Source organism: Lutimaribacter saemankumensis, from assembly GCF_900100005.1.
Lineage (GTDB): Bacteria > Pseudomonadota > Alphaproteobacteria > Rhodobacterales > Rhodobacteraceae > Lutimaribacter > Lutimaribacter saemankumensis.
Window position 1 is genome coordinate 223,622 of the sequence record NZ_FNEB01000002.1, and the last position, 23,654, is coordinate 247,275.

The 23,654-nt window shown below is 65.6% G+C and carries 19 protein-coding genes; 11 read left to right on the plus strand and 8 right to left on the minus strand.

Features of this window, described 5'->3' with window-relative positions; all coding sequences use genetic code 11:
• Nucleotides 1-27: 27 nt before the first annotated feature.
• Nucleotides 28-1,677 carry an amidohydrolase gene (locus BLT50_RS05730; protein WP_175491406.1) on the plus strand — a complete coding sequence of 550 codons (1,650 nt, stop codon included), beginning with the start codon at nucleotides 28-30 and terminating at the stop codon, nucleotides 1,675-1,677.
• A 31-nt stretch (nucleotides 1,678-1,708) separates the two neighbouring features.
• Here BLT50_RS05730 and BLT50_RS05735 read toward each other — a convergent pair whose 3' ends face one another.
• The 4 genes from BLT50_RS05735 to BLT50_RS05750 form a co-directional block, all read right to left on the minus strand.
• Nucleotides 1,709-2,965: a glycerate kinase type-2 family protein gene (locus tag BLT50_RS05735; RefSeq protein ID WP_090027466.1), complete on the minus strand. Its 1,257-nt coding sequence runs from the start codon at nucleotides 2,963-2,965 to the stop codon at nucleotides 1,709-1,711.
• A 10-nt stretch (nucleotides 2,966-2,975) separates the two neighbouring features.
• Entirely contained in the window at nucleotides 2,976-4,241 is a 1,266-nt protein-coding gene (locus tag BLT50_RS05740; RefSeq protein WP_090027468.1) for an ABC transporter permease, read from the minus strand.
• A complete protein-coding gene (locus BLT50_RS05745) occupies nucleotides 4,238-5,047 on the minus strand; it encodes an ATP-binding cassette domain-containing protein (protein ID WP_090027471.1) in 810 nt (269 codons plus the stop codon). Before BLT50_RS05745 ends, BLT50_RS05740 begins: the two co-directional genes overlap by 4 nt.
• Nucleotides 5,048-5,124: 77 nt before the next feature.
• Complete coding sequence (locus BLT50_RS05750; protein ID WP_245723306.1) at nucleotides 5,125-6,132, minus strand: taurine ABC transporter substrate-binding protein; 1,008 nt, start codon at nucleotides 6,130-6,132, stop codon at nucleotides 5,125-5,127.
• A gap of 403 nt (nucleotides 6,133-6,535) precedes the next feature.
• Here BLT50_RS05750 and BLT50_RS05755 point away from each other — a divergent pair, with 403 nt between their 5' ends.
• On the plus strand, nucleotides 6,536-7,927 hold the full coding sequence (locus BLT50_RS05755) for an aminotransferase family protein (RefSeq protein WP_090027476.1): 1,392 nt from the start codon (nucleotides 6,536-6,538) through the stop codon (nucleotides 7,925-7,927).
• Between the two features lie 94 nt (nucleotides 7,928-8,021).
• On the opposite strand, the gene BLT50_RS05760 is transcribed toward BLT50_RS05755, so the two are convergent.
• Complete coding sequence (locus BLT50_RS05760) at nucleotides 8,022-8,369, minus strand: antibiotic biosynthesis monooxygenase family protein (RefSeq protein WP_090027479.1); 348 nt, start codon at nucleotides 8,367-8,369, stop codon at nucleotides 8,022-8,024.
• A gap of 180 nt (nucleotides 8,370-8,549) precedes the next feature.
• On the opposite strand from BLT50_RS05760, the gene pdxR reads away from it, so the two are divergent.
• From pdxR to BLT50_RS05775, 3 genes are all read left to right on the plus strand, one after another.
• Complete coding sequence (gene pdxR / locus BLT50_RS05765) at nucleotides 8,550-10,004, plus strand: MocR-like pyridoxine biosynthesis transcription factor PdxR (protein ID WP_090027482.1); 1,455 nt, start codon at nucleotides 8,550-8,552, stop codon at nucleotides 10,002-10,004.
• 133 nt (nucleotides 10,005-10,137) lie between these two features.
• On the plus strand, nucleotides 10,138-11,910 hold the full coding sequence (xsc, locus tag BLT50_RS05770) for a sulfoacetaldehyde acetyltransferase (protein WP_090027485.1): 1,773 nt from the start codon (nucleotides 10,138-10,140) through the stop codon (nucleotides 11,908-11,910).
• A gap of 8 nt (nucleotides 11,911-11,918) precedes the next feature.
• Complete coding sequence (locus BLT50_RS05775) at nucleotides 11,919-12,380, plus strand: DUF3237 domain-containing protein (protein WP_090027487.1); 462 nt, start codon at nucleotides 11,919-11,921, stop codon at nucleotides 12,378-12,380.
• Nucleotides 12,381-12,387: 7 nt separating this feature from the next.
• Here BLT50_RS05775 and BLT50_RS05780 read toward each other — a convergent pair whose 3' ends face one another.
• Entirely contained in the window at nucleotides 12,388-13,242 is an 855-nt protein-coding gene (locus BLT50_RS05780) for a phosphate acyltransferase (RefSeq protein ID WP_090027949.1), read from the minus strand.
• A 69-nt stretch (nucleotides 13,243-13,311) separates the two neighbouring features.
• Between BLT50_RS05780 and BLT50_RS05785 the strand changes: the two genes are divergently transcribed.
• From BLT50_RS05785 to BLT50_RS05800, 4 genes are read left to right on the plus strand one after another with little or no spacing between them, the layout of a single operon-like run.
• Entirely contained in the window at nucleotides 13,312-14,061 is a 750-nt protein-coding gene (locus tag BLT50_RS05785) for a sulfite exporter TauE/SafE family protein (RefSeq protein WP_090027490.1), read from the plus strand.
• A gap of 30 nt (nucleotides 14,062-14,091) precedes the next feature.
• A complete protein-coding gene (locus tag BLT50_RS05790; RefSeq protein WP_090027492.1) occupies nucleotides 14,092-16,902 on the plus strand; it encodes a molybdopterin oxidoreductase family protein in 2,811 nt (936 codons plus the stop codon).
• Nucleotides 16,899-17,660: a 4Fe-4S dicluster domain-containing protein gene (locus BLT50_RS05795; RefSeq protein ID WP_090027495.1), complete on the plus strand. Its 762-nt coding sequence runs from the start codon at nucleotides 16,899-16,901 to the stop codon at nucleotides 17,658-17,660. The genes BLT50_RS05790 and BLT50_RS05795 overlap by 4 nt, the downstream gene beginning before the upstream one ends.
• A gap of 6 nt (nucleotides 17,661-17,666) precedes the next feature.
• Complete coding sequence (locus tag BLT50_RS05800; RefSeq protein ID WP_090027497.1) at nucleotides 17,667-18,536, plus strand: dimethyl sulfoxide reductase anchor subunit family protein; 870 nt, start codon at nucleotides 17,667-17,669, stop codon at nucleotides 18,534-18,536.
• Between the two features lie 217 nt (nucleotides 18,537-18,753).
• Here BLT50_RS05800 and BLT50_RS05805 read toward each other — a convergent pair whose 3' ends face one another.
• Nucleotides 18,754-20,232 carry an NAD-dependent succinate-semialdehyde dehydrogenase gene (locus BLT50_RS05805; protein ID WP_090027499.1) on the minus strand — a complete coding sequence of 493 codons (1,479 nt, stop codon included), beginning with the start codon at nucleotides 20,230-20,232 and terminating at the stop codon, nucleotides 18,754-18,756.
• Between the two features lie 102 nt (nucleotides 20,233-20,334).
• On the opposite strand from BLT50_RS05805, the gene BLT50_RS05810 reads away from it, so the two are divergent.
• Nucleotides 20,335-21,126, plus strand: coding sequence for an alpha/beta hydrolase (locus BLT50_RS05810; protein WP_090027502.1), 792 nt, complete (start codon nucleotides 20,335-20,337; stop codon nucleotides 21,124-21,126).
• A 7-nt stretch (nucleotides 21,127-21,133) separates the two neighbouring features.
• Here BLT50_RS05810 and BLT50_RS05815 read toward each other — a convergent pair whose 3' ends face one another.
• Entirely contained in the window at nucleotides 21,134-22,129 is a 996-nt protein-coding gene (locus BLT50_RS05815; RefSeq protein WP_090027504.1) for a P1 family peptidase, read from the minus strand.
• 158 nt (nucleotides 22,130-22,287) lie between these two features.
• Between BLT50_RS05815 and BLT50_RS05820 the strand changes: the two genes are divergently transcribed.
• Nucleotides 22,288-23,496, plus strand: a complete 1,209-nt coding sequence (locus tag BLT50_RS05820) for an aminopeptidase P family protein (protein WP_090027506.1) — start codon at nucleotides 22,288-22,290, stop codon at nucleotides 23,494-23,496.
• Nucleotides 23,497-23,654 lie beyond the last annotated feature (158 nt).

The window sequence follows — 23,654 nt, forward strand, 5'->3', positions numbered from 1 at the left end:
ACCCTGTCCCGGAAAAGGGAGAACTCCATGACCCATGCCGCGACGATTCATGACGGGGGCACGATCCTGACGATGCAGCCCGGCGCCCTGCAGGCCGAAGCCATCGCGGTCGATGGGGACGGGCGTGTTATGGCGGTGGGGCCGTCGCACGAAATCGCGGCGCTGGCAGGCCCCGGCACGCGGCGCGAATCGCTCGGGGGCGCCTTCGTGATGCCGGGGCTAGTCGAAAGCCACACCCACGCGCTGTGGGGTGCATGCCGCGACCTGTTCGAGGTCTATGTGGGCTATGCAGCAAGCACCGAAGGGTTGGCGCAGGCGGTACAGACTCGTGCGGCAGCGCTGCCCGCGGGGACATGGATTACCGGCGGGCCCTGGCGGCTGGACATGCGCGACGGCCTGGGCATGACCCCGCGCGACTGGCTGGACAGGATCGCACCCGCGCATCCCGTGGCGCTTTCGGACACGACCCAGCATGCGATGTGGGCCAACAGCGCGGCGCTTGCCGCGGCCGGGATCGACGCGCACAGCCCCGACATCCCCGGCGGCGTGATCGAGCGGGATGCGACGGGCGTGCCCACCGGCTTTCTGGCCGAGGCGGGCTGCGCCCCCTTGCGCAGGTTGACCGCCTGGACACCGGACCAGCTTTCACAGGCTTGCGACTATGCCACGCGATACCTCAATTCGCTGGGCTATACCGCCTTCAAGGAGCCGATGGCGGACGAAGCGACCCTGGCGGCCTATGCGGATGCCGTCGATACCGGACGGATGAGCCTGCATGTCGCGGCCCACATCACCGCGTATTCGCCCCTGACCGAGGCCGTGGTTCCGCCGGACGAAATCGCGCGGTTGCGGGCCAGGTACGCGCGCCCCGGATTGCGGCTGGACTATGCCAAGCTGTTTCTCGATGGCGTCGCGCCGGCCTATACCGCGTCTTTCCTGGCCCCCTACCTGCCAAAGCCCGGCTATGACCCGGCAACCCATGACCCGGACGCCACGCTGTTGCTGCCCCCCGAGGTTCTGAACGCAACCGTCACTGCGCTGGATGCGTTGGGATTCTGCGTCAAGATGCACGCGGTGGGCGACAATGCCGTGCGCAAGGGGCTGGACGCGATCGCCGCGGCGCGGGCGGCAAACGGATCGGGCGGACCGAGACACGAGATCGCGCATAGCACGTTCGTCGACGACGCCGACCTGCCGCGCTTCGCAGACCTCGATGCCGTGGCCGAGGTGTCGCCCAAACTGTGGATGCCGAACGCGGGCACGGCAGCGCAGCGCGCCGTTCTGGGCGCGGCGCGGCTGGATCAGGTGCATCGAATCCGGTCGCTGCTTGACGCCGGGGCCGAGGTGATTTTCGGCACCGACTGGCCCGCATCGGCCCCGGATGCCAACCCCTGGACAGGGCTGGCCGGCATGATCAGCCGCACCGACCCGACCGGGCGCTATCCGGGCGCGGTTGCGCCCGCGCAGGCGATACCGCTGGACGACGCGTTGCCGCTTTTCACGGTCAATGGGGCAAAGGCGATGGGAATGACCGGGCAGACAGGCGTGCTGGCAACCGGGGCATGGGCCGATTTCATCGTGCTGGATCGCGACATCCGCACGTCGACAGCAGAAGAGATCGGCGCGGTCACCGTGCGGCGCACGGTTCACAAGGGCCAGACGGTATACGAAGCCTGAAAGGTTCTGGCCACGGAAGACCGCAAACGGCTCAGCGGACCACGATCGCCCGGAAATCGTTGACGTTGGTACCGGTGGGGCCAGGCGTGAAAAGCGCGCCGATGGCCTGGAACGCGCTATAGGCGTCGTTGTCGGCAAGCGCGGCCGCGGGGTCGATGCCCGCGGCGCGCATACGCGCCGCGGTGGTGCCGTCCGCAAAGGCGCCTGCGTTATCTTCGGAGCCGTCGATGCCATCGGTATCGGCGGCAAGCGCCGCGATGCCGTCGAAACCGTCGATGGCCAGTGCGAACGACAGCAGGAATTCGGAATTGCGGCCGCCCCGGCCCTTTCCGCGCAACGTCACGGTGGTTTCGCCGCCCGACAGGATCAGCGCGGGTTTGGCGAAGGGGCGGTCGTTGCGGGCGATCTCGCGGGCCATCGCGGCATGCATCCGCGCGATTTCACGGGCTTCGCCCTCGATCGCGTCGGACAGGATATGCGCCGCGATCCCCTGCCCCCGCGCCAGGTCGGCGGCGGCTTCGAGCGAGCGGGCCGCCGATGCGATGACTGTCACGCTGTCGCGGGCAAAGCCCGGATCGTCCGGGTGCGGCGCGTCCTCTGCCGCGTCTTCGAGGAAGCGGGCGATGCGGTCGGGCAGACCGATGCCATAATCGCGTATCGCCGCCCGTGCTGCGGCGCGGTCCGTGCGGTCGGCCACCGTGGGCCCACTGGCCACCTGCGCGGGATCGTCGCCCGGCACGTCCGAAACGATCAGGCTGACCACGCGGGCCGGATGGGCGGCGGCGGCAAGCCGGCCACCCTTGATGCGGCTGACCTGTTTTCGGATCGCGTTCATCGCGCCGATCGGCGCGCCGCTGCGCAAAAGCGCGTCGTTCAGCGCCTGTTCGTCCGACAGCTCCAACCCCGGTGGCGGCGAAGGCAGAAGAGCCGAGCCACCGCCGCAGACCAGCGCCACGACAAGATCGTCCGGGCCGAGCCCCGCCACCGCGTCGAACAGCGCAGCGGTGGCCGCCATCCCCGCGTCGTCGGGCACGGGGTGTGCGGCTTCGATCACCCGGATGTGGCGGATCGGGCAGGCATAGCCATAGCGCGTGACGACCACGCCTTCGCAGGGGCCCCAGAGCGTTTCGAAGGCGGCGGCCATCTGCGCCGCGCCCTTGCCCGCGCCGACCACGACGGTGCGCCCTTTCGGCCGCTCCGGCAGATGCGGGGCCATCGCGGTGGCTGGATCGGCGGCCTTGACCGCCGCCTCGAACAGCGCGGAAAGGAAATCAGTGTCGTTTGTCATGGGCCGCAGACTAGCTGCGTCCTTTCCAGGGCACCAGCCAGCGTTCGGCGATACGGAACAGGATGTCAATGCCATAGCCGATCACGCCGATCAGGATGATCCCCATGATGACGATATCGGTCAGCTGGAACCGGCTGGCCACCATGATCATCATGCCCGCGCCCTTTTCGGCGGCGACCAGTTCGGCGGCCACCACCGTGCCCCAGCAGACCCCCATCGCCACGCGGGCACCGGTGAATATCTCGGGCAGAGAGTTGGGGATGATGACGTGGCGCAAGATCTGCCACCGGCTTGCACCCAGGCTGTAGGCGGCATGGACCTTGGTGATGTTCACGCCCGACACGCCCGCACGGGCGGCGATGGTCATGATCCAGAGTGCGGCCAGAAACAGCAGGATGATCTTGCCGCTTTCGCCGATTCCCGCCCAGATGATCACCAGCGGGATCAGCGCCAGCGGCGGCACCGGGCGCATGAATTCGACAATCGGGTCGAACCAGCCGCGGAACCAATCGGACAGGCCCATCGCATATCCCAGCGGGATGCCGACTGCCGCGCCGAGGATGAAACCCAGCACAACGCGGTATAGCGACCAGCCCAGATGCTCCCACAGGGTGAAGTTCTGATAGCCTTCGCTGGCGATTTCCGCCACGCGGGCGACGACGGCCTCGGGCGGGGGCAGCCAGATCGGCTCCATCTGCATGCCCTTGGGCGGTTCGTAATTGAGCGACCCCTTGGAGGTCACGGCGACGCGCCCCGCATCGGTGATGACCTCGCCGCCCGGCTCGACCGGTTGACCGTCGATCGCCACGATGCGGGCGCCGTCCTTGCGGGTGATCTCGTCGTTCTGGTCGAACAGCAGCAGCTTCGAGCGCCACGCACCCACTGTGATCACGTCGTTTTTTGCAAAACCGTCGCCCGGGTCGATCTCGGGCTCGGTCACGTCTGCGCCGACTTCGAAGACGCGGATGAACACGGTCGCGTCGTCGCGCGCGCCATCGGGCGCCTCGGCGGTATAGGTGAACTGCGTGTCGCCGATGAACGGCCCGGGCGCATGTACAGGCACCCATTTCGACCCGGTGAACGCCCCCCACAACAGGAAGATGGTGACAATCGAGATGACACTGGCCCAGCGATCGGGGCGCACGGCGCTTTCGTCGCCGAAGGTGACCGTCTTGAGCGAGGTGAAATCATGCCGTTCGGTCATCTTGCGCGCGCCAAGCCGCACGATGAAAAAGGCAGCGACGAAGATTGCGACGTACAGAAGCAGAGGGATCATGCGCCCGCCTCCTCTGCACGGCCCATGATTTCCTCTTCCATGTCCCAGATCATGCCAAGGATTTCCTCGCGCTTCTGCCCGAAATCGGGGTGCTTCTTGACCTCGCGCAGATCCTGGCCGACGCCCATATCTGCAAATGGCAGGCGGTATTCCGTGTGGATGCGGCCGGGGCGCGGGGCCATCACCAGCAGGCGTTCGCCCAGCAACAGCGCCTCTTCGACGGAATGGGTGATCAGCACGATGGTCTTGCCGGTCTCCTTCCAGAGCTTGAGGACAAGCCCCTGCATCTTTTCGCGGGTCAGCGCATCCAGCGCACCCAGCGGTTCGTCCATCAGGATCACGTCGGGGTCGTTGGCAAGGCACCGTGCCAGCGCAACGCGCTGCTGCATGCCGCCGGACAGCTCATAGATCGCCTTTTCCTTGAAGTCGCGCAGCCCCACGACATCGAGAAGGTGATCGACCTCCTTGCCGTAATCGGCCTCGCGGCGGCCAGCCATGCGCGGACCGAAGCTGACATTGTCGCGCACGCTCATCCATTCGAACAGCGCGCCCTGCTGGAACACCATGCCGCGTTCGGCATCCGGGCCCTTGACCGCATGGCCGTTCAGGACGATGCGACCTTCGGTGGGCGCGAGGAACCCCGCGACGATGTTCAGCAATGTGGTCTTGCCGCAGCCCGACGGGCCCAGCACGCTGAGCAGTTCGCCGGGGTTGAGATGCAGCGACACATCCTTGAGCGCCTGCACGTGCCCGCCATTCGGCAGGTCAAAGCGCATAGAGATATTTTCGATGGAAAGCCCGGTCATTACCTGCCCCTGAATGGATTATCCGGGTTGGTGATCGGGCGCCCGGCATTTCGAATGCGGGGCGCCCGATGCGCGTCTTACATGCCGTTTGCGGATTGCAGCGGACCGAGGTTCACGTTGCTTTCATAGGTATCCAGCGCCGCGTCGATGCTGCCGGCTTCGACAAAGACGTCGGCGACGCCCTTCATGAACTCCTGCGCGCCGCCGCCCAGCCACTTGGCCGAAAGCTGGTCCTCGACCGTGGGGAACACGAAGGTGTCGATGGTCGCGGCGGTCGCCTCGACATCCATGCCGCTGTCCTTGGCGATGACAGGCAGCATCTTGTCGCGGTTGGCCGAATCCGCCCACATCGCGTTGGCATCCGCCGTCACCTTGAGGAACTGCGCCACCATTTCCGGGTTTTCCGCGATGAACGAGGCCGGCCCAGACGTCACGTCGAAGACGAGAATACCCAGCTCTTCCTTTTCGGCGCCGGTCAGCAGCACGTTGCCATGCTCTTTGGCGCGGCGCAGCGAGCCCCCCCAGCCGCAGAACATGTCGACCGCACCCTGCGCGATGGCGGCCGCGCCTTCGGGCGGGGCCATGTTGACGATTTCCATCGTGCCGATATCGACGCCGAAATGGTTCATCTGCTTGAGAAAGCCATAATGCGCCGCGGTCCCAAGCGGCACGGCGACCTTCTTGCCCGCCAGTTCCCCGGCAGAGGTCTTGTCGATTTCCAGATCGGTGCGCACGACGCAGTTGTCGTTGTCGGAATAGCTGACGGCCACGTCCACGATCTGCAGATCCTGGCCCGCGCTGGTCGCCACCACGAAGGGTGGAACACCCTGGCTGACCGAAAGCTGAACGTCGCCCGATGCCATGGCCGCGCTCATGGCGGTGCCGGTGTCGAAGGCCCGCCAGTTGACGGTCACGCCCAGCGCCTCGTCGTACATGCCTTCGACCTTGGCGTATTGGAACGGCATCGGCCATTCCAGGAAATAGCCCACGGTAATTTCGTCCATTGCCTGGGCCGCGTTCGCACCCGACAGCATGACAACGCCCGCAACGGCGGACATCAGTCGGGCTTTCATTGAATTTTTCATCACATACACTCCCGTATCTTTCGGCCCGGTTTTCCAGGTCCGTTCAGGCGCAGCCAACGTGCCCCCGATTCCGTTCTTCGTCGCAGGAACGAACCCGGCGGCCCCCTGCAAGACAGGAACATCCGAGCGGAAAAGCCGATTCCGATCAATGCTCTTGGCCGGAATTTGTGTGCGCGCGTCCCGAAACGGGCCTGTTTTCAGCAAAACCGCATCTGTTTTTTGGTTATCTGGCAATCATTTCGCCAACCACGCCGCAAATGTCCTTTTTCTGTGCAAATCATCTGGCAATATGCGAGAGGCAAAACTGGCCCTATTTTTCCGCATCGGAGAAGAGTGTGATAGCGTGGACAAAGCCGCGCCTTTCGCGGCTCTTTCCTGTTTCCTGATATCACCGGAGCGCGACATGGACGGAACCTTTGACAATGACCTTTCCAAAATCGTCGACATGGACCGCGACCATGTCTGGCACCACCTGACACAGCACAAGCCGTTCGAAACCGGCGCCCCGCGCGTGATCGTCGAAGGCAAGGGCATCCATGTCTGGGACCAGAACGGCAAGAAGCATCTCGATGCGGTGTCGGGCGGCGTCTGGACGGTGAATGTCGGCTATGGCCGCGAAAGCATCGCCAACGCCGTGCGCGACCAGCTGATCAAGCTGAACTATTTTGCCGGGTCGGCCGGGTCGATCCCCGGTGCGATGTTCTCGGAGCGGCTGATTTCCAAGATGCCAGGCATGAGCCGTGTCTACTATACCAACTCGGGGTCCGAGGCGAACGAGAAGGCGTTCAAGATGATCCGGCAGATCGCCCACAAGCGGTATGGCGGCAAGAAGCGCAAGATCCTGTATCGCGACCGCGATTATCACGGCTCAACCATCGGGGCGATGTCCTGCGGCGGGCAGGACGAACGCAACGCCCAGTACGGCCCCTTTTCCCCGGATTTCGTGCGTGTGCCGCATTGCATGGAATACCGCCGGCATGAACAGGACGGCGCACCTGACGAGAACTATGGCGAATGGGCGGCCGAACAGATCGAGCAGGTGATCCTGCGCGAAGGCCCCGACACGGTCGGCGGGCTGTGCCTTGAACCCGTCACCGCCGGCGGCGGCGTGATCACGCCCCCCGAAGGTTACTTGCAGAAGGTGCAGGAGATTTGCCGCAAGTACGACATTCTGCTGCATATCGACGAGGTCGTCTGCGGCGTCGGGCGCACCGGCAAGGAATGGTTCGGCTATCAGCATTACGGGATCGAGCCGGATTTCGTAACCATGGCCAAGGGCGTCGCCTCGGGCTATGCGGCGATTGCCTGCTGCGTGACCACCGAGCGCGTGTTCGACATGTTCAAGGACGACGCCGAGGATCCCCTGAACTACTTCCGCGACATCTCGACCTTCGGCGGTTGCACGGCGGGGCCGGCGGCGGCGTTGGAGAACATGCGCATCATCGAGGATGAGAACCTGTTGGAAAACACCGCGGCGATGGGTGACTACATGATCGACCAGCTGCGCGCGCTGCAGGACAAGCACAAGGTCATTGGCGACGTGCGCGGCAAGGGCCTGTTCCTTGGCGCCGAGCTGGTGGCGGACCGCGACACCAAGGAACCGGTGGACGAGAAGCTGGCGCAGAAGGTGGTGGCCGAGTGCAACGCGCAGGCCGTCATCATCGGCGTGACCAACCGTTCGATTCCGGGCAAGAACAACACGCTGTGCTACAGCCCGGCGCTGATTGCGACCAAGGACCATATCGACGAAATGATCGCCGCGACCGACGTTGCGCTGACCCGCGTTTTCGGCTGAGATTTACCTCTTCCAGCCGAACTGCCCGCCGTGCCTCCCGTGCGGCGGGCTTTTTATTGCCCGCCCCTAACCTTCTGTTTTTAATTGTATTTCCCTACACGCCGTGGGCGCTGCGGCTGTCTTCCGGCGCCTGGTCGCGGGCGTCCATGCCATAGTCGCGGATCACGCCCGCCACCCGCAGGCGGTAACCCGCAAACATGACGTCCCGCCCCGCGCGCTGCGCGCCGCGGTGCTCTGGCAGGTTTCGCCACGCTTCGAGCGCGGTCTCGTCTTCCCAGAAGGATATGGACAAAAGCTTTCCGGGTGTCGTCAGGCTCTGGAACCTTTCGACGCTGATGAAGCCGGGGATGCTTTCGGCAAGCGGGCGCATCTTGGCGGCCATGTCCAGATACGGTTCCTGCTGGCCTTCGGCGGGGAAGACTTCGAATATGACGGCGATCATGTGTCCCTCGTGTTTGTGGCGGCGCCAGTTTCAACGGGGCCGGTTCAGGCTTCAACGTATTTTTTTGCGGCCCTTGAATATGCAAAACCCGCGCGGTTTCGGCCTGAAACCGCGCGGAGAAATTGTGTCCGGCAATAACGCCAGTTTACCGCCAGAATATATCCAGATACCGTGACCGGCATGGCCATCTCGGTTGAAAACTTCTTTCTCGATTCCCGATCGCAGGCGACGCTTCAATCGCGCATCCAGCAGATGATCGCGCAAGGCATCCTGTCGGGCCGTTTGCGGCGGGGCGAAAAGCTGCCATCGAGCCGCAAGCTTGCGGCGCATCTTGGCGTCAGCCGCATCACGGTGACGCTGGCCTATACCGAGCTTGTCGCCTCGGATTACCTGACGGCGCGCGGACGGTCGGGATATTACGTGTCCGAGAACGCGCCCGAACCCCTGCCCGCGGCGACGCTGCATACCGCGCAGGACCGCGTCGACTGGACCCGCGCCATCGGCCAGAAATTCACCGGCGGCGCGACCCCCGACAAACCGAAGGACTGGGCGCGCTACCGGTATCCGTTCATCTACGGGCAGGCGGACGCGTCGCTGTTCGATCATGCCAACTGGCGCCTGTGTGCGCTGCAGGCGCTGGGGCAAAAGGATTTTGCCGCCCTGACAAGCGACCAGTACGACCAGGACGACCCGCAACTGGTCGAGTTCATCGCGCGGCACACGCTGCCGCGCCGCGGGGTTGTCGCGGAACCGTCGCAGATCCTTGTGACGATGGGGGCGCAGAACGCGTTGTGGCTGGCCGCCCAGGTGCTGCTGACACAAAGGCGGCGCGCGGCGATTGAAGACCCGTGTTATCACGCGCTGCGCGATGTGCTGACGCAATCGCGCTGCCACCTGACGCCGGTCCCGGTCGATGCCGACGGGTTGCCGCCCGACCTGATCCCCGACGGAACGGACGTGATTTTCACCACGCCGTCGCATCAGTCGCCCAGTTCGGCCACCATGCCGCTGGCACGGCGCCACGCGTTGCTGGAGCGCGCGCGTCAGATGGAGGCGCTGATCGTCGAGGACGACTACGAGTTCGAGATGGCGTTCCTGCGCAAGCCGTCACCGGCGCTGAAGTCGCTGGATGAGGACGGGCGGGTGATTTACGTCGGCAGCTTTTCCAAGTCGCTGTTTCCCGGCCTGCGGCTGGGCTATCTGGTGGGATCGGCCCCCTTCATCCGCGAGGCGCGCGCGCTGCGCGCCAGCGTGCTGCGCCATCCGCCGGGCCTGATGCAGCGGGCCGCGGCCTATTTCCTGAGCCTCGGGCATTACGATGCGCTGATCCGGCGCACCTCGCAGGCCTTTGCGGAACGCCGCCAGGTGATGGAGGCGGCGATGGCGAAACACGGGCTGACGATCGCCGGGCGCGGCGCGCATGGCGGATCGAGTTTCTGGATGCAGGCCCCCGAAGGCGTCGATACCGAAGTGCTGGCCGCGCGCCTGCGTGACCGCGATGTCCTGGTCGAACCCGGCCGGCCGTTCTTTGCCGCCGAAGACCCGCCGCGCAATTTCTATCGCCTTGCCTATTCCTCGATCCCGGCAGAACGGATACCGGAAGGCGTGGCGCGGATCGCTGCGGCAATCGGATAGGACGCGCGGACACCGTCGAACTGGCCTTATTCCGGCGCAACGTCTGGCCCTATCACGACGCCACTCAGCCGTTACCCTGTGCGCCAGCCGGGCCAGGGCCCGAATCCAACATCCCGACAGCGGAGACCACCCGATGAAAATGACCACCGAAGAAGCCTTTGTGAAAGTGTTGCAGATGCACGGGATCGAACATGCCTTTGGCATCATCGGTTCCGCATTCATGCCGATCTCGGACCTGTTCCCCAAGGCCGGGATCACCTTTTGGGATTGTGCGCACGAGGGATCGGGCGGGATGATGGCCGACGGGTATACCCGCGCGTCCGGCAAGATGAGCATGATGATCGCGCAGAACGGCCCCGGCATCACCAACTTCGTCACCGCCGTGAAGACCGCATATTGGAACCACACGCCGCTGTTGCTGGTGACGCCGCAGGCGGCCAACAAGACGATCGGACAGGGCGGGTTCCAGGAAGTCGAGCAGATGAAGCTGTTCGAGGACATGGTCGCCTACCAGGAAGAGGTGCGCGACCCGAGCCGCGTGGCCGAGGTGCTGAACCGCGTGATCCTGAACGCCAAGCGCGCCAGCGCGCCGGCGCAAATCAACATGCCGCGCGATTTCTGGACCCAGGTGATCGACATCGACCTGCCCGAGATCGTGCAGTTCGAACGCCCCGGCGGCGGCGAAGAAGCGCTGGCCAGGGCGGCCGATCTGCTGGCGGGTGCGAAGTTCCCGGTGATCCTGAACGGGGCTGGCGTGGTGCTGGGCGGTGCGATCCCGGCTTCGATGGCGCTGGCCGAGAAACTGGGTGCGCCGGTCTGCGTGGGCTATCAGCACAACGACGCGTTTCCCGGCAGCCACCCGCAATTCGCGGGTCCGCTGGGGTATAACGGCAGCAAGGCCGGGATGGAGTTGATCGCACAGGCGGACGTGGTGCTGTGCCTGGGCACGCGGCTCAACCCGTTTTCGACGCTGCCGGGCTATGGCATCGACTACTGGCCCAAGGATGCCGCGATCATTCAGGTCGACATCAATCCCGACAGGATCGGCCTGACCAAGAAGGTCAGCGTCGGCATCGTGGGCGATGCGAAAAAGGTCGCCGAAAGCCTGAACGCCAGGATTTCGGATATCGACGACGCGGAGAAGAAGGACAGGCTGGCGACGATCGCCAAGACGAAATCCGCCTGGGCGCAGCAACTGGCCAGCATGGACCACGAGGACGACGATCCCGGCACCACCTGGAACCAGCGCGCACGCGACGACAAGCCCGACTGGATGAGCCCGCGGATGGCCTGGCGCGCGATCCAGAGCGCCTTGCCGCGCGAGGCGATCATTTCCAGCGACATCGGCAACAACTGCGCCATCGGCAACGCCTATCCGTCGTTCGAGGAAGGGCGCAAATACCTGGCTCCGGGCCTGTTCGGGCCGTGCGGCTATGGCCTGCCGTCGATTATCGGAGCCAAGATCGGCTGCCCCGACGTTCCGGTGGTGGGGTTTGCCGGGGATGGTGCGTTCGGCATTGCCGTGACCGAACTGACGGCCATCGGCCGGCCGGAATGGCCCGCGATCACGATGGTGGTGTTCCGCAACTACCAGTGGGGCGCGGAAAAGCGCAACTCGACCCTGTGGTACGACGACAATTTCGTGGGCACCGAGCTGGACACGCAGGTGAGCTATGCCGGTATCGCCAAGGCCTGCGGTCTGCAGGGCGTGCAGGCGCGCACGATGGACGAGTTGAAGGACGCTCTGGCCAAAGCGGTCGAGGACCAGATGAAGCATGGCAAGACCACGCTGATCGAGGCGCTGATCAACCAGGAACTGGGTGAACCGTTCCGCCGCGACGCGATGAAGAAACCCGTGGCCGTGGCCGGTATCGACCCTGCCGACATGCGCCCGCAGGTCGTTTGAGCGCGGGGATGGCGGCAGGGATCGGCCTGGCTTTTGCCTTTGAAATCCGTGCGCAGATCGGTCCGCCGCTTGACGGCGGGCCGGGCCGGAACGGGCACCGGCGGATCATCCCGATCACGGGCGGCACGGTCGAGGGGCCGCGCCTGTCGGGCCGCGTGGTGCCCGGTGGCGCGGATTACGAATTGCAGCGGGGCGACGGCTGTTCGGTGGTCGAGGCGCATTATGCGATCGAGGCCAGCGACGGCACACCGATCTACATCCGCAACGCTGGGCTTTTCATTGCTCCGCCCGAGGTCATCGCGCGCGTCGATGCCGGGGAAATCCCCGCGCCGGGCAGCTATTACTTTCGCACCGCGCCGGTTTTCGACGCGCCCGACGGGCCGCATGGCTGGCTGAGCGACAGGCTGTTCGTGGCGGATGCCGTCTTTACCCCGGCCGAGGTCACGATCCGCGTGCACGAGGTGACATGAAACCGGATCACCCCAGTGCAAGCGTCACGAGTGTCGCCGCGACGATGTCGTCGACACCGGCCCCGCGGCTGAGGTCGCAGACGGGCCGGCGGAACCCTTGCAGGATCGGCCCAAGCGCCTGTGCGCCGGCCAGTTCCTGCGCCAGCTTGTACGCGATGTTGCCGGCATCGAGATCGGGAAAGACAAGAACGTTGGCTTCGCCCCCTTTCACGCCCTTTTGTGACGCGATCCGCGGGTTGAGCGCGGCATCGGCCTGCAACGGGCCGGCAAATCCGGTCATTTCGGCGGCGGTGCGCACCTTGTCGACCGATGGTCCTGCGCCGCTGCCGTGGGTGGAAAAGGACAACAGCGCCACGTCCGCGCGGCCCAGCAGGGCCTTTGCGGATATGGCAGAGGCGCGGGCGATATCGGCGAGATCCTCGGCGCTGGGATCGACATTCAGCCCGCAATCGGCCCAGATCATCTGCCGCCCGTCGGGGAACCGCATCAGGAAGAACGACGATGGTATCCGCACACCATCGCGCAGCCCTATCGCGATGCCCGCGGCCTCGATCACGCGGCGGGTGGGCGTGGCCACACCCGCGACCATGGCATCTGCCTCGCCCGCGGCGACCATGGCGGCTGCGCGGAACAGCGGCTTGGACAGCATGCGCCGCGCAATCGGCTCTTTCACGCCGCGCGCGTCGATCAGCGCCTGCAGGGCGGCATCGCTGGCGCTGTCTGGCGGGGTGACCGGGACGCACAGCCGCCGGTCGCGCAAGCGCGCCATCGCCTGCACGATGCGGGCCTCGTCCGCTTCGGGAAAGACGACGCGCGCAGGCCGCGCACGCGCGGCATCGGACAGGGTTTCGATCAGGTCCATTTCCGCCTCCCCTATTTCGCACAGCAAGACGCGGCCAAGCGCGAAGGTCAAGCGCTGGCGGAGGGCGGCATGATGGCAATTCTGGGTCTTTCGGGCGGTTTGCTGGCTTGGCTGATCGTTGTGGTGTTCGTGGCGGGCGTGGCGCGGGGATTTACCGGATTCGCGGCGTCGGCCACGATCATGGCGTTGGCGACGGTCTGGATCGCGCCGATCGACCTGATCCCGATCTGCCTGCTGCTGGAGCTTACGGCCTCGGCATTGCTGGTGCGCGGCGGGTATGGCGATGCCGACAAACCGCTGGCCCTGACACTGGTCAGCGCGGCGTTTCTGGGTGTGCCTGCCGGCCTGCACCTGACACGCACGCTGGACCCGGACATGTCCCGGATCATCGCGCTGGCGCTGGTGGCGGTGCTGGCGGCGCTCCAACTGGCCCGCATCCCGCTGCCTGTCGGGCGCGGCCGTCCGGGTGCGGTTCTGGTGGGCCTGCTTGCCGGTGTGGTGAACGGGCTGGCGTCGATCGGGGGGCTTGTTCACGCGCTTTACATCATGGCGCGCAACCTGCCCCCGCGCACGATGCGCGGCACGATGATCCTGATCATCACGATCGGCGGGTCGGTCACGTTCTTCTGGCAGATGGTCCTGGGGATTCTGACCATGCAGGCGGCGCTGCGCTATGGCGTGCTGCTGGCACCCTTCGCGGCGGGCCTTTGGCTGGGGCGGCGGTATTTCACCCCCGAAAACGAGCGCCATTACCGGCCGGTCAGCCTGGCGCTGCTGGTGGTTCTGGCAAGCGCGGGGCTTGTCCGTCAGGTGTTGTGACGCGATAGTCCGGGGAACAGGGAGACAAGCATGAACCAGCCAAGGATCGACACCTCGCCAAAGGTTTCGGACGAGGTGCGCCGGACGACCTGCTACATGTGCGCCTGCCGCTGCGGGATCAACGTGCACATGAAGGATGGGCGCGTGGCCTATATCGAGGGCAACCGCGATCACCCGGTGAACAAGGGCGTTCTATGCGCCAAGGGCAGCGCTGGGATCATGCAGGTGAACGCCCCGTCGCGCCTGCGCGCGCCGCTGAAGCGCGTGGGGCCGCGCGGGTCGGGCGCGTTCGAGGAAATAAGCTGGGACGAGGCGCTGGACCTGGCGGTGAGCTGGCTGAAACCGATCCGCGACACCGCGCCCGAAAAGCTGGCCTTTTTCACCGGGCGCGACCAGTCGCAAAGCTTTACCGGCTGGTGGGCGCAGCAGTTCGGCACGCCGAATTTCGCCGCGCATGGCGGGTTCTGCTCGGTCAACATGGCGGCGGCGGGCATCTACACGATGGGCGGCGCGTTCTGGGAGTTCGGCCAGCCCGACTGGGACCACACCAAGCTGTTCATCCTGTTCGGCGTGGCCGAGGATCACGACAGCAACCCGATCAAGATGGGCATCGGCGAGATCAAGGCGCGCGGCGCCCGCGTTGTGGGGGTGAACCCGATCCGGTCGGGATACAACGCCGTCGCGGACGACTGGCTGGGGATCACGCCGGGCACCGACGGCCTGCTGATCCTGAGCCTTGTTCACCTGCTGCTGAAGGCGGGCAAGGTCGACCTGGACTACCTTGCGCGCTTTACCAACGCGCCGGTGCTGGTCAATGGCGATCCGAAATCGCCGGAACACGGCCTGTTCCTGCGGGATGACGACGGCAAGGAGCTGGTGATGGACCGCGCGAGCGGCAAGCTGGCGCCGTTCGATCAGCCCGGCGTTCGCCCCGATCTGGCCGCGCGGCACAGGCGCGCCGGCATCACCCACCGCACCGTGTTCCAGCATATGGCCGAGCGGTATCTGGACGACCGTTACGCCCCCGAGGCGGTTGCCGGGGAAACCGGCATCCCCGCGAAAAAGATCAGGGCGCTTGCCGCCGAAATCGCGCGCGTGGCCTTTGACGAGGCGATCACGCTGGAACGGGAATGGACGGATTTCCGGGGCGAAACGCACAAGGTGATGACGGGCCGCCCGGTCAGTTTTCACGCGATGCGCGGGATCAGCGCGCATTCCAACGGGTTTCAGACCGCGCGCGCGCTGCATGTTCTGCAGATCCTTCTGGGCTCGGTCGAGACACCGGGCGGGTTCCGGTTCAAACCGCCCTACCCCAAGCCCGCCACCGCCCATCCCAAACCGCATTGCAAGGCCACGCCCGGCGCGCCGCTGGACGGCCCGCACCTGGGCTATGTGCAGGGGCCGGACGACCTGTGCCTGACGGCCGATGGCAGCCCCGTCCGCATCGACAAGGCGTATACGTGGGAAAACCCGATGTCGGCCCACGGGCTGATGCACATGGTGATCTCGAACGCCCATGCCGGCGATCCGTACAGGATCGACACCCTGTTCATGTACATGGCGAACATGTCGTGGAATTCGTCGATGAATACCGGCGGCGTCATGCAGATGCTGACCGATACAGATGACAACGGCGATTACGTGATACCGCGGATCATCTATTCGGATGCCTACAGTTCGGAAATGGTGGCTTATGCCGACCTGATCCTGCCCGACACCACCTACCTGGAACGCCACGACTGCATCAGCCTGCTGGACCGCCCGATCTGCGAGGCGGATGCCGCCGCGGATGCGATCCGCTGGCCCGTGGTGCAGCCTGACCGCGATGTGCGCGGGTTCCAGTCGGTGCTGCTGGACCTGGGCGCGCGGCTGGGCCTGCCCGGCATGGTGGATGAAGGCGGGGCCGCGAAATACGCCGACTATGCCGATTACATCGTCAACCATGAGCGCAAGCCCGGCATCGGCCCGCTGGCCGGCTGGCGGACGGGCGGCGACGGGCGCGGCGCGCCGAACCCCAGACAGATCGACCGCTACATCGAAAACGGCGGTTTCTGGGTCAGCCACATTCCCGATGCGGCCGCATATTACAAACCCTGGAACGCCGCCTATCAGGACTGGGCGGTGAAACTCGGGCTATTCGACAGCCCGCAGCCCTACCTGTTTCAGCTTTATGTGGAACCGTTGCGCCGGTTCCAGCTGGCCGCCGAAGGCCATGGCGAACGACAGCCGCCCGAGCATCTGCGCGAACGGATCAAGGCCACGCTCGACCCGCTGCCGATCTGGTATGCACCTTTCGAGGACGGCCATGCCGACCCCGTGGAATACCCCATTCACGCGCTGACGCAGCGGCCGATGGCGATGTATCACAGCTGGGGCACGCAAAACGCCTGGCTGCGGCAGTTGCACGGGGTGAACCCCCTCTACCTGCCGACGAAGCTCTGGCAGGCGCATGGTTTCGCGGATGGCGACTGGGCGCAGGTCAGCTCTGTGCATGGCACGATCACCGTGCCCGTGGCGCATATGGCCGCGCTGAACGAAAACACGGTCTGGACATGGAACGCCATCGGCAAGCGCAAGGGCGCCTGGGCGCTGGATGAAAACGCGCCCGAGGCGCGCAAGGGGTTCCTGCTCAATCACCTGATCCACGAATTGCTGCCCGCGCGCGGCGACGGGCTGCGCTGGTCGAACAGCGATCCGGTGACAGGTCAGGCCGCTTGGTTCGATTTGCGGGTGAAGATCGAAAAGGTGCCCCCGCCGGACCGGTCACAACCGGCCTATCCGCCGATCAAGTCGCCGGTGGGACAGGGGCCCGGCACGCTGGCATGGAAGGTGGGCGAATGACCACGCTGCCGCAAAGCACCGACCGCAAGCTGGGCCTGGTGATCGACCTCGACACCTGCGTGGGCTGTCATGCCTGCGTGATTTCCTGCAAGGGCTGGAACACGGAAAACTACGGCGCGCCGCTGTCCGATACCGATGCCTATGGCGCCAACCCGTCGGGCACCTTCCTGAACCGGGTGCACAGCTACGAGGTGCAGCCGCCGGAGGGCACCGCGCAACTGGTGCATTTCCCGAAATCCTGCCTGCATTGCGAAAACGCACCCTGCGTGACCGTCTGCCCGACCGGGGCCAGCTACAAGCGGGTCGAAGACGGGATCGTTCTGGTCAACGAAAGCGACTGCATCGGATGCGGGCTTTGCGCCTGGGCGTGCCCCTATGGCGCGCGCGAACTGGACGCGGTCGAGCAGGTGATGAAGAAATGCACGCTGTGCGTCGATCGCATCTACAACGAAAACCTGCCCGAGGAGGACCGCGAACCGGCCTGCGTGCGCACCTGCCCTGCGGGCGCGCGGCATTTCGGCGACCTGGGCGATCCCGAAAGCGATGTCAGCCAGCTGGTGGCCGCGCGCGGCGGGGTCGACCTGATGGCGGAACAGGGCACGCAGCCGGTGAACAAGTACCTGCCGCCGCGGCCCCGCGACCGGCTGGACGACGTCGACGTGCTCGCCCCTTACCTGGAGCCGGTGACGACCGGGCCGCAAGGCTTCCTCGGCTGGCTCGACCGGGCGCTTGACGCGCTGCCCGGCGGGAAGGAGTGACCGGACATGCATCCCGCCCCTTCCATCATCCTCTTTACAACGCTGTCGGGCCTCGGCTTCGGCCTGCTGGCATTTCTCGGCCTCGGCATGCCCGGTTCGACCGGCTGGGTGGCGTTCGCCTTTTTCGCCATCGCCTATGCGCTGGCCGGCGGGGGGCTGGTCGCCTCGACCTTTCACCTCGGCCACCCCGAACGCGCGCTCAAGGCGTTCACCCAATGGCGCAGCAGCTGGCTCAGCCGCGAGGCTTGGACCAGTACCGCCACGCTGACGGTGATGGGGCTTTACGCCATCGGGCGGGTGTTTTTCGACGCCGACTGGCAGGTGCTGGGCTGGCTGGGCGCGGCGCTTGCGGTGGTGACGGTTGCTTGCACCGCGATGATCTATGCCTCGCTGCGGGCGGTGCCGCGGTGGTACAACTGGCTGACGCCGGTGCATTTCCTGACCCTGTCGGCGGCGGGCGGGGCCTTGCTGGCGGGCCAGGTCACCATCGCCACGCCACTGCTAGCCCTGGCGGCGGCGGTGCAGATGGCAATCTGGATGCATGGCGACGGGGCGCTTGCACGCTCGGGCACGACGCTGGCCAGCGCGACGGGGCTGCAGGGGGGCACAGTCCGCGCATTCGAGCCGCCCCATACAGGAACCAATTACCTGCTGCGCGAGATGGTGCATGTGGTCGGGCGCAAACACGCCACGCGGCTGCGGGCCATCGCGCTGATCCTGGGCTATGGCCTGCCGATCCTGCTGCTGCTCCTGCCGTTCAACCACTGGCTGGGGCTGCTGGCGGTGCTGACCCATGTGCTGGGCATCCTGGCGTCACGCTGGCTGTTTTTCGCGCAGGCCGAACATGTCGTGGGCCTCTATTACGGCAAACGATAGGGCGCGGCCCCCTGCTTCATCTTGCCAAAAATACTCATGCCCGACATACGCCATGCAGCGCGTGCGCCGGGGTGGATGCGTCGCGCCGGCCACACGCGCCCGAGCCGGAGCCCGGAGGGCGCAGGCGAGACAGGGCAGCGCGCGCGAAGGCGCGCCCAACCGGACAACAAAGGGCGGCCACAAGGGGCCGCCCTTTCTATTGTCAGGGAATGACGGATCAGACCGACATGCAGATGTATTTCATCTCCATGAATTCATCGATGCCGTGATGGCTGCCTTCGCGGCCGAGGCCCGATTGCTTGACGCCGCCAAAGGGCGCAACCTCGGTCGAGATGATGCCGGTGTTCACGCCGACGATCCCGTATTCCAGCGCCTCGGCCACCTTGTAGACGCGGCTGAGATCCTTGGCGTAGAAATACGACGCCAGGCCAAAGATCGTGTCATTGGCCATCTCGATCACCTCGTCCTCGTTCTCGAACTTGAAGAGCGGGGCAAGCGGGCCGAAGGTTTCGTCCTTGGAGAACAGCATGTCCTGCGTGGCGCCGGTGACGATGGTCGGTGTCAGGAAGTTGCCCGGCCCCTGCCGCACCTCGCCACCCAGCAGCACCTCGGCACCCTTGGCCTTGGCGTCGGCGACATGTTCCTGCACCTTTTCGATCGCGTCGGTGTTGATCAGCGGGCCAAGCTCGGTGCCGTCTTCCAGGCCGTCGCCGACCTTCATCTTGCCGACACGGTCGGCCAGTTTCTTCGCGAACGCGTCATAGACGCCCGCCTGCACGTAGATGCGGTTCGCGCAGACGCAGGTCTGGCCGTTGTTGCGGAACTTGCACATGATCGCGCCCTCGACGGCGGCATCCAGATCGGCGTCGTCGAACACGATGAAGGGCGCGTTGCCGCCCAGCTCCATCGAGCATTTCATGACCTGGTCGGCGGCCTGTTTCAACAGGATGCGCCCCACCTCGGTCGAGCCGGTGAAGGTCAGTTTGCGCACCTTGCCGTTTTCGCAGAATTCCTTGCCGATCTCGCTGCTGCGCGAGGATGTGACGATGTTGAACACGCCCGCCGGGATGCCCGCGCGTTCGGCCAGAACGCCCAGAACGGTCGCCGAGAGCGGCGTTTCGGCCGCGGGACGGCCGACAAAGGAACAGCCCGCCGCCAGCGCCGGGCCGGCCTTGCGGGTGATCATCGCGTTGGGAAAGTTCCACGGCGTGATCGAGGCCGCAACGCCGATGGGCTGCTTGATCACGGTGATGCGCTTGTCGCGCTGGTGTCCGGGAATGGTTTCACCGTAGACGCGCTTGGCCTCTTCGCCGAAGAACTCGATGAAGGACGCGCCATAGCCGATTTCCCCTTTGGCTTCGGCGTGGGGCTTGCCCTGTTCCGCGGTCAGGATGGTCGCCAGGTCGTCGGCGTTCTCCATCATCAGGTCGAACCATTTGCGCAGCACGGCGGCGCGTTCCTTACCGGTCCAGGACGCCCATTCCTTTTGGGCGGCATGGGCCTTGTCGATCACCGCCGCGACCTGCGCACGGCTGAGATCGGCCACCTTGGCGATCACGTCGCCGCGGGCGGGGTTGGTCACATCGAAGGTCGCGCCGCCTTCGCCGTCCATCCATTCGCCGCCGCCATAGGCGCGCGGCTCCAGCAGGCTCGGGTCTTTCAAAAGCGATTTCAGATCTGTTTCGGTCTTGGCCATCTCATCCCCTCCTCGAAAATGGGTATGGGACAGGCAAAGCACCATGCGCTAGGCTTGTCCAGAGGACAGCCCGCAAATTCTTGTCATGTTAAGGAAGACCCCATGGAACTCGACGACGCCTACGCCAACGCCGCGCATATCCCCGGTTCGGATGCCTATCCCGAAGGCTGGGCGCGCAAGGCCGCCGCGTTCCGCGAAGGGATGATCGAGCAGGGCCTTGCCGAAATCGACGTGCCCTATGGCGACAGCGCCCGGCAGTGTTTCGACCTGTTCCTTCCGCGTGACACGCCCAAGGGGCTTTTCTGTTTCGTGCATGGCGGCTATTGGCTGCGCTTCGACAAAAGCTATTGGTCGCACCTGGCGGGCGGCATGCTGCGGCACGGGTGGGCTGTGGCGATGCCGTCCTACGACCTTGCGCCGCAGGTCGAGATCGCGCGGATTACCTGGCAGATCGCGCGGTTCATGGAAAGCGTGGCGCCGATGGTCGCCGGGCCGGTCCGTCTGGCCGGGCATTCCGCGGGAGGGCATCTGGTGGCGCGCATGGCCGTGCCGGGCGTCCTGCCCGAAAAATTGGCGGCGCGGCTGGCACATGTGATGCCAATCTCGCCGGTGGCGGATCTGCGCCCCCTTCTGAAGACCTCGATGAATGCGCAGTTCGGCATGGACGAGGCCGCGGCAGCGGCCGAAAGCCCGGTCTTGCAGCGCCCCATCGACGGGCTTCCTGTGACCGTCTGGGTCGGCGCGGACGAGCGGCCCGCCTTTCTGGACCAAGCGCAGTGGCTGGCCGATGCCTGGGGCTGCGGGCATGTCATCGACCCCGGCAAGCATCATTTCGACGTGATCGACGGGCTGGCGGACGGCGACAGCCGGATGATCGCGACCTTGCTGTCGTGACGGGGCGCTAGCCGCCGAACCGGCTGGCCCATGTGGGCTGCGTGTCGTTGGGCGCGGCGGTGGCGGCATGGACCGCGCGCGCGATGGCGCGGGCCATGCAGGTGGCCGCCGCGTGACCAAGCGTCAGGGTATCGGCAATGGGGTTTTCCAGCGGCATGGCCCCTGTCGACAAGGCAAAGATCAGGTCGCCATCCATCGGCGTATGGGCCGGCACCAGCCCGCGGGCGTAGCCATCCTGCGCCGCGGTGGCCAGCCGTGTGCATTGCGCCTTGTCCAGCACGGCATCGGTCGCGACGATCCCGATGGTGGTGTTCGCGTGGGCGGCCAGCTTGGTCTGCGGAACATGGGTGTCGGGATAGGCCCGGGCCACGCCCTGTCCGCCAAACTCGTCGCCCTGTTCGAACGGCGCGGCCCAGAAATGCGGGCCATGGCCCACCGTGGCCGACCCCAGCGCATTGACCACCACCAGCGCACCGACCGAATGCCCCGAGGGCAGCACGACCGAGGCAGACCCCAACCCGCCTTTCAGCGTTGCAGTGGTCGCGCCGGTACCCGCGCCCGCTGTGCCGAGGTCGAATTCGTCCTCGGCCGCCGCCAGCGCCTTGGCGCCCAAAAGGGGATAGGGGTTTTCCGGCCAATCCTTGTCGCCGCCGTTGATCAGGTCGAAAATGATCGCGCCCGGCACGATCGGCACGTTCTGGTTGCCCACGGCAAAGCCCCGTCCCTGTGCGCGCAGGGCGTTCGCCACGCCCGAAGCGGCGTCGAGCCCCAGTGCCGATCCGCCCGACAACACCAGCGCGTCCACCTGCGCCACGGTCTTGTCCGGGGCCAGCAGCTCGGTCTCGCGGCTGCCGGGGGCGCCGCCCATCACGTTGACGCCGCAGACAAAGGGCTGATCGGCGGTCAGGACGGTCACGCCCGTCTTGATCGCATCATCCTGCGCGTTTCCCACGCGCAGTCCGGCCACGTCGGTAATCAGGTTGCGCTTGCCCGGTTTGGTCATTCCTGCCCCCTCTTGCTGTCGATTGCACCTTGCCAGATCGCGCGGGATAGGCAACCTGTAGCGCAGGCACGGGCGATGGCGTCGCCCCGTCCCTTTCGGGGGCGCGCCCTTATCCCACAGCCCTGAACGCCGGGACCTTCTGCAAAAGGAGGGTCGCAATGACTGCACGTCCAGAATTCTTCCGTTTCCACAATGGCGAAAAGGCCCCGTTGCCCTTTTCCGAAATCGAATACGAGGCCCGTCTGCGCGGGCTGCGCCGCATCATGGACGATACCGGCGCGGGCGCGGTGGTTCTGACCTCGATGCACAACATCGCCTATTACTCGGGCTTTCTGTATTGCAGCTTTGGCCGCCCCTATGGCCTGGTCGTCACCGAAACCGACTGCGTGACGATCAGCGCGGGCATCGACGCAGGCCAGCCCTGGCGGCGCTGCCATGGCGACAACATCACCTATACCGATTGGCAGCGTGACAATTTCTGGCGCGCGGTGGCGCATGTCGCGGGTGAGAACAAGGTCATCGGATACGAGGGCGATCACCTGACGCTGCAGCAACGCGACAAGCTGGAAGATTTCCTGTCGCCGGTCACGATGGTGGATATCGCGCCAGCCACGATGCGCCAGCGGATGATGAAAAGCCCCGCCGAGATCGCCCTGATCCGTCAGGGCGCGGCGGTGGCCGACGCGGGCGGATATGCCATCCGCGACGCGGTGAAGGCGGGCGTTCGCGAAATCGACGTGGCCATGGCCGGGCGCGACGCGATGGAGCTGGAGATCGCCAAGCGGTTTCCCGATGCGGAATACCGTGACACATGGGTCTGGTTCCAGTCGGGGCTGAACACCGACGGCGCGCATAACCCGGTGACGGGCCGCGTGCTGGAACGCGGCGATATCCTGAGCCTGAACACCTTTCCGATGATCTCGGGCTATTACACGGCGTTGGAGCGCACGATGTTCGTGGCCGATGTGGACGACGCAAGCCTGAAGATATGGGAGGCGAACGTGGCCGCGCACGAACTGGGGATCAGCCTGCTGAAACCCGGCGTCAGCTGTGCCGAGGTGACCCATGCAATCAACAGGTTCTTCGAAGACCGCGACCTGCTGCAATTCCGCAGCTTCGGTTACGGCCACTCCTTTGGCGTTCTGTCGCACTACTACGGCCGCGAGGCGGGGCTGGAACTGCGTGAGGACATAGACACGGTGTTGCGCCCCGGCATGGTGATCAGCATGGAGCCGATGCTGACGATCCCGCAGGGTGCGCCCGGCGCGGGCGGCTATCGCGAGCACGACATCCTGGTGATCACGGAAGACGGCAACGAGAACATCACGGGCTATCCCTATGGCCCGGATTTCAACGTCGTCGGCTAGGTGCGGCACGTCCGGGGGCGCGGCTGGCGCGCCTCCGGCAACCCCGGCGGATGCCCTTGGGCGTTGTTTCTCCCGCGCGAGTTGCGCCTTTCTTTTGTCATGCCATTTTGCAACACTCTGCGCAAAGCGGATCGGGCGCCTGATGTAAAGCGGCGTAA

Bases quoted from the DNA above. Each gene is read 5' to 3' on its own strand.
- BLT50_RS05785 (WP_090027490.1), top strand. From the start codon at position 13,312: ATGATGGCAATTCTGGGTCTTTCGGGCGGTTTGCTGGCTTGGCTGATC.
- BLT50_RS05730 (WP_175491406.1), top strand. From the start codon at position 28: ATGACCCATGCCGCGACGATTCATGACGGGGGCACGATCCTGACGATG.
- BLT50_RS05820 (WP_090027506.1), top strand. From the start codon at position 22,288: ATGACTGCACGTCCAGAATTCTTCCGTTTCCACAATGGCGAAAAGGCC.
- BLT50_RS05790 (WP_090027492.1), top strand. From the start codon at position 14,092: ATGAACCAGCCAAGGATCGACACCTCGCCAAAGGTTTCGGACGAGGTG.
- xsc (WP_090027485.1), top strand. From the start codon at position 10,138: ATGAAAATGACCACCGAAGAAGCCTTTGTGAAAGTGTTGCAGATGCAC.
- BLT50_RS05745 (WP_090027471.1), bottom strand. From the start codon at position 5,047: ATGACCGGGCTTTCCATCGAAAATATCTCTATGCGCTTTGACCTGCCG.
- BLT50_RS05815 (WP_090027504.1), bottom strand. From the start codon at position 22,129: ATGACCAAACCGGGCAAGCGCAACCTGATTACCGACGTGGCCGGACTG.
- BLT50_RS05775 (WP_090027487.1), top strand. From the start codon at position 11,919: ATGGCGGCAGGGATCGGCCTGGCTTTTGCCTTTGAAATCCGTGCGCAG.
- BLT50_RS05760 (WP_090027479.1), bottom strand. From the start codon at position 8,369: ATGATCGCCGTCATATTCGAAGTCTTCCCCGCCGAAGGCCAGCAGGAA.
- BLT50_RS05735 (WP_090027466.1), bottom strand. From the start codon at position 2,965: ATGACAAACGACACTGATTTCCTTTCCGCGCTGTTCGAGGCGGCGGTC.
- pdxR (WP_090027482.1), top strand. From the start codon at position 8,550: ATGGCCATCTCGGTTGAAAACTTCTTTCTCGATTCCCGATCGCAGGCG.
- BLT50_RS05810 (WP_090027502.1), top strand. From the start codon at position 20,335: ATGGAACTCGACGACGCCTACGCCAACGCCGCGCATATCCCCGGTTCG.
- BLT50_RS05805 (WP_090027499.1), bottom strand. From the start codon at position 20,232: ATGGCCAAGACCGAAACAGATCTGAAATCGCTTTTGAAAGACCCGAGC.
- BLT50_RS05755 (WP_090027476.1), top strand. From the start codon at position 6,536: ATGGACGGAACCTTTGACAATGACCTTTCCAAAATCGTCGACATGGAC.
- BLT50_RS05780 (WP_090027949.1), bottom strand. From the start codon at position 13,242: ATGGACCTGATCGAAACCCTGTCCGATGCCGCGCGTGCGCGGCCTGCG.
- BLT50_RS05740 (WP_090027468.1), bottom strand. From the start codon at position 4,241: ATGATCCCTCTGCTTCTGTACGTCGCAATCTTCGTCGCTGCCTTTTTC.
- BLT50_RS05800 (WP_090027497.1), top strand. From the start codon at position 17,667: ATGCATCCCGCCCCTTCCATCATCCTCTTTACAACGCTGTCGGGCCTC.
- BLT50_RS05750 (WP_245723306.1), bottom strand. From the start codon at position 6,132: ATGAAAAATTCAATGAAAGCCCGACTGATGTCCGCCGTTGCGGGCGTT.
- BLT50_RS05795 (WP_090027495.1), top strand. From the start codon at position 16,899: ATGACCACGCTGCCGCAAAGCACCGACCGCAAGCTGGGCCTGGTGATC.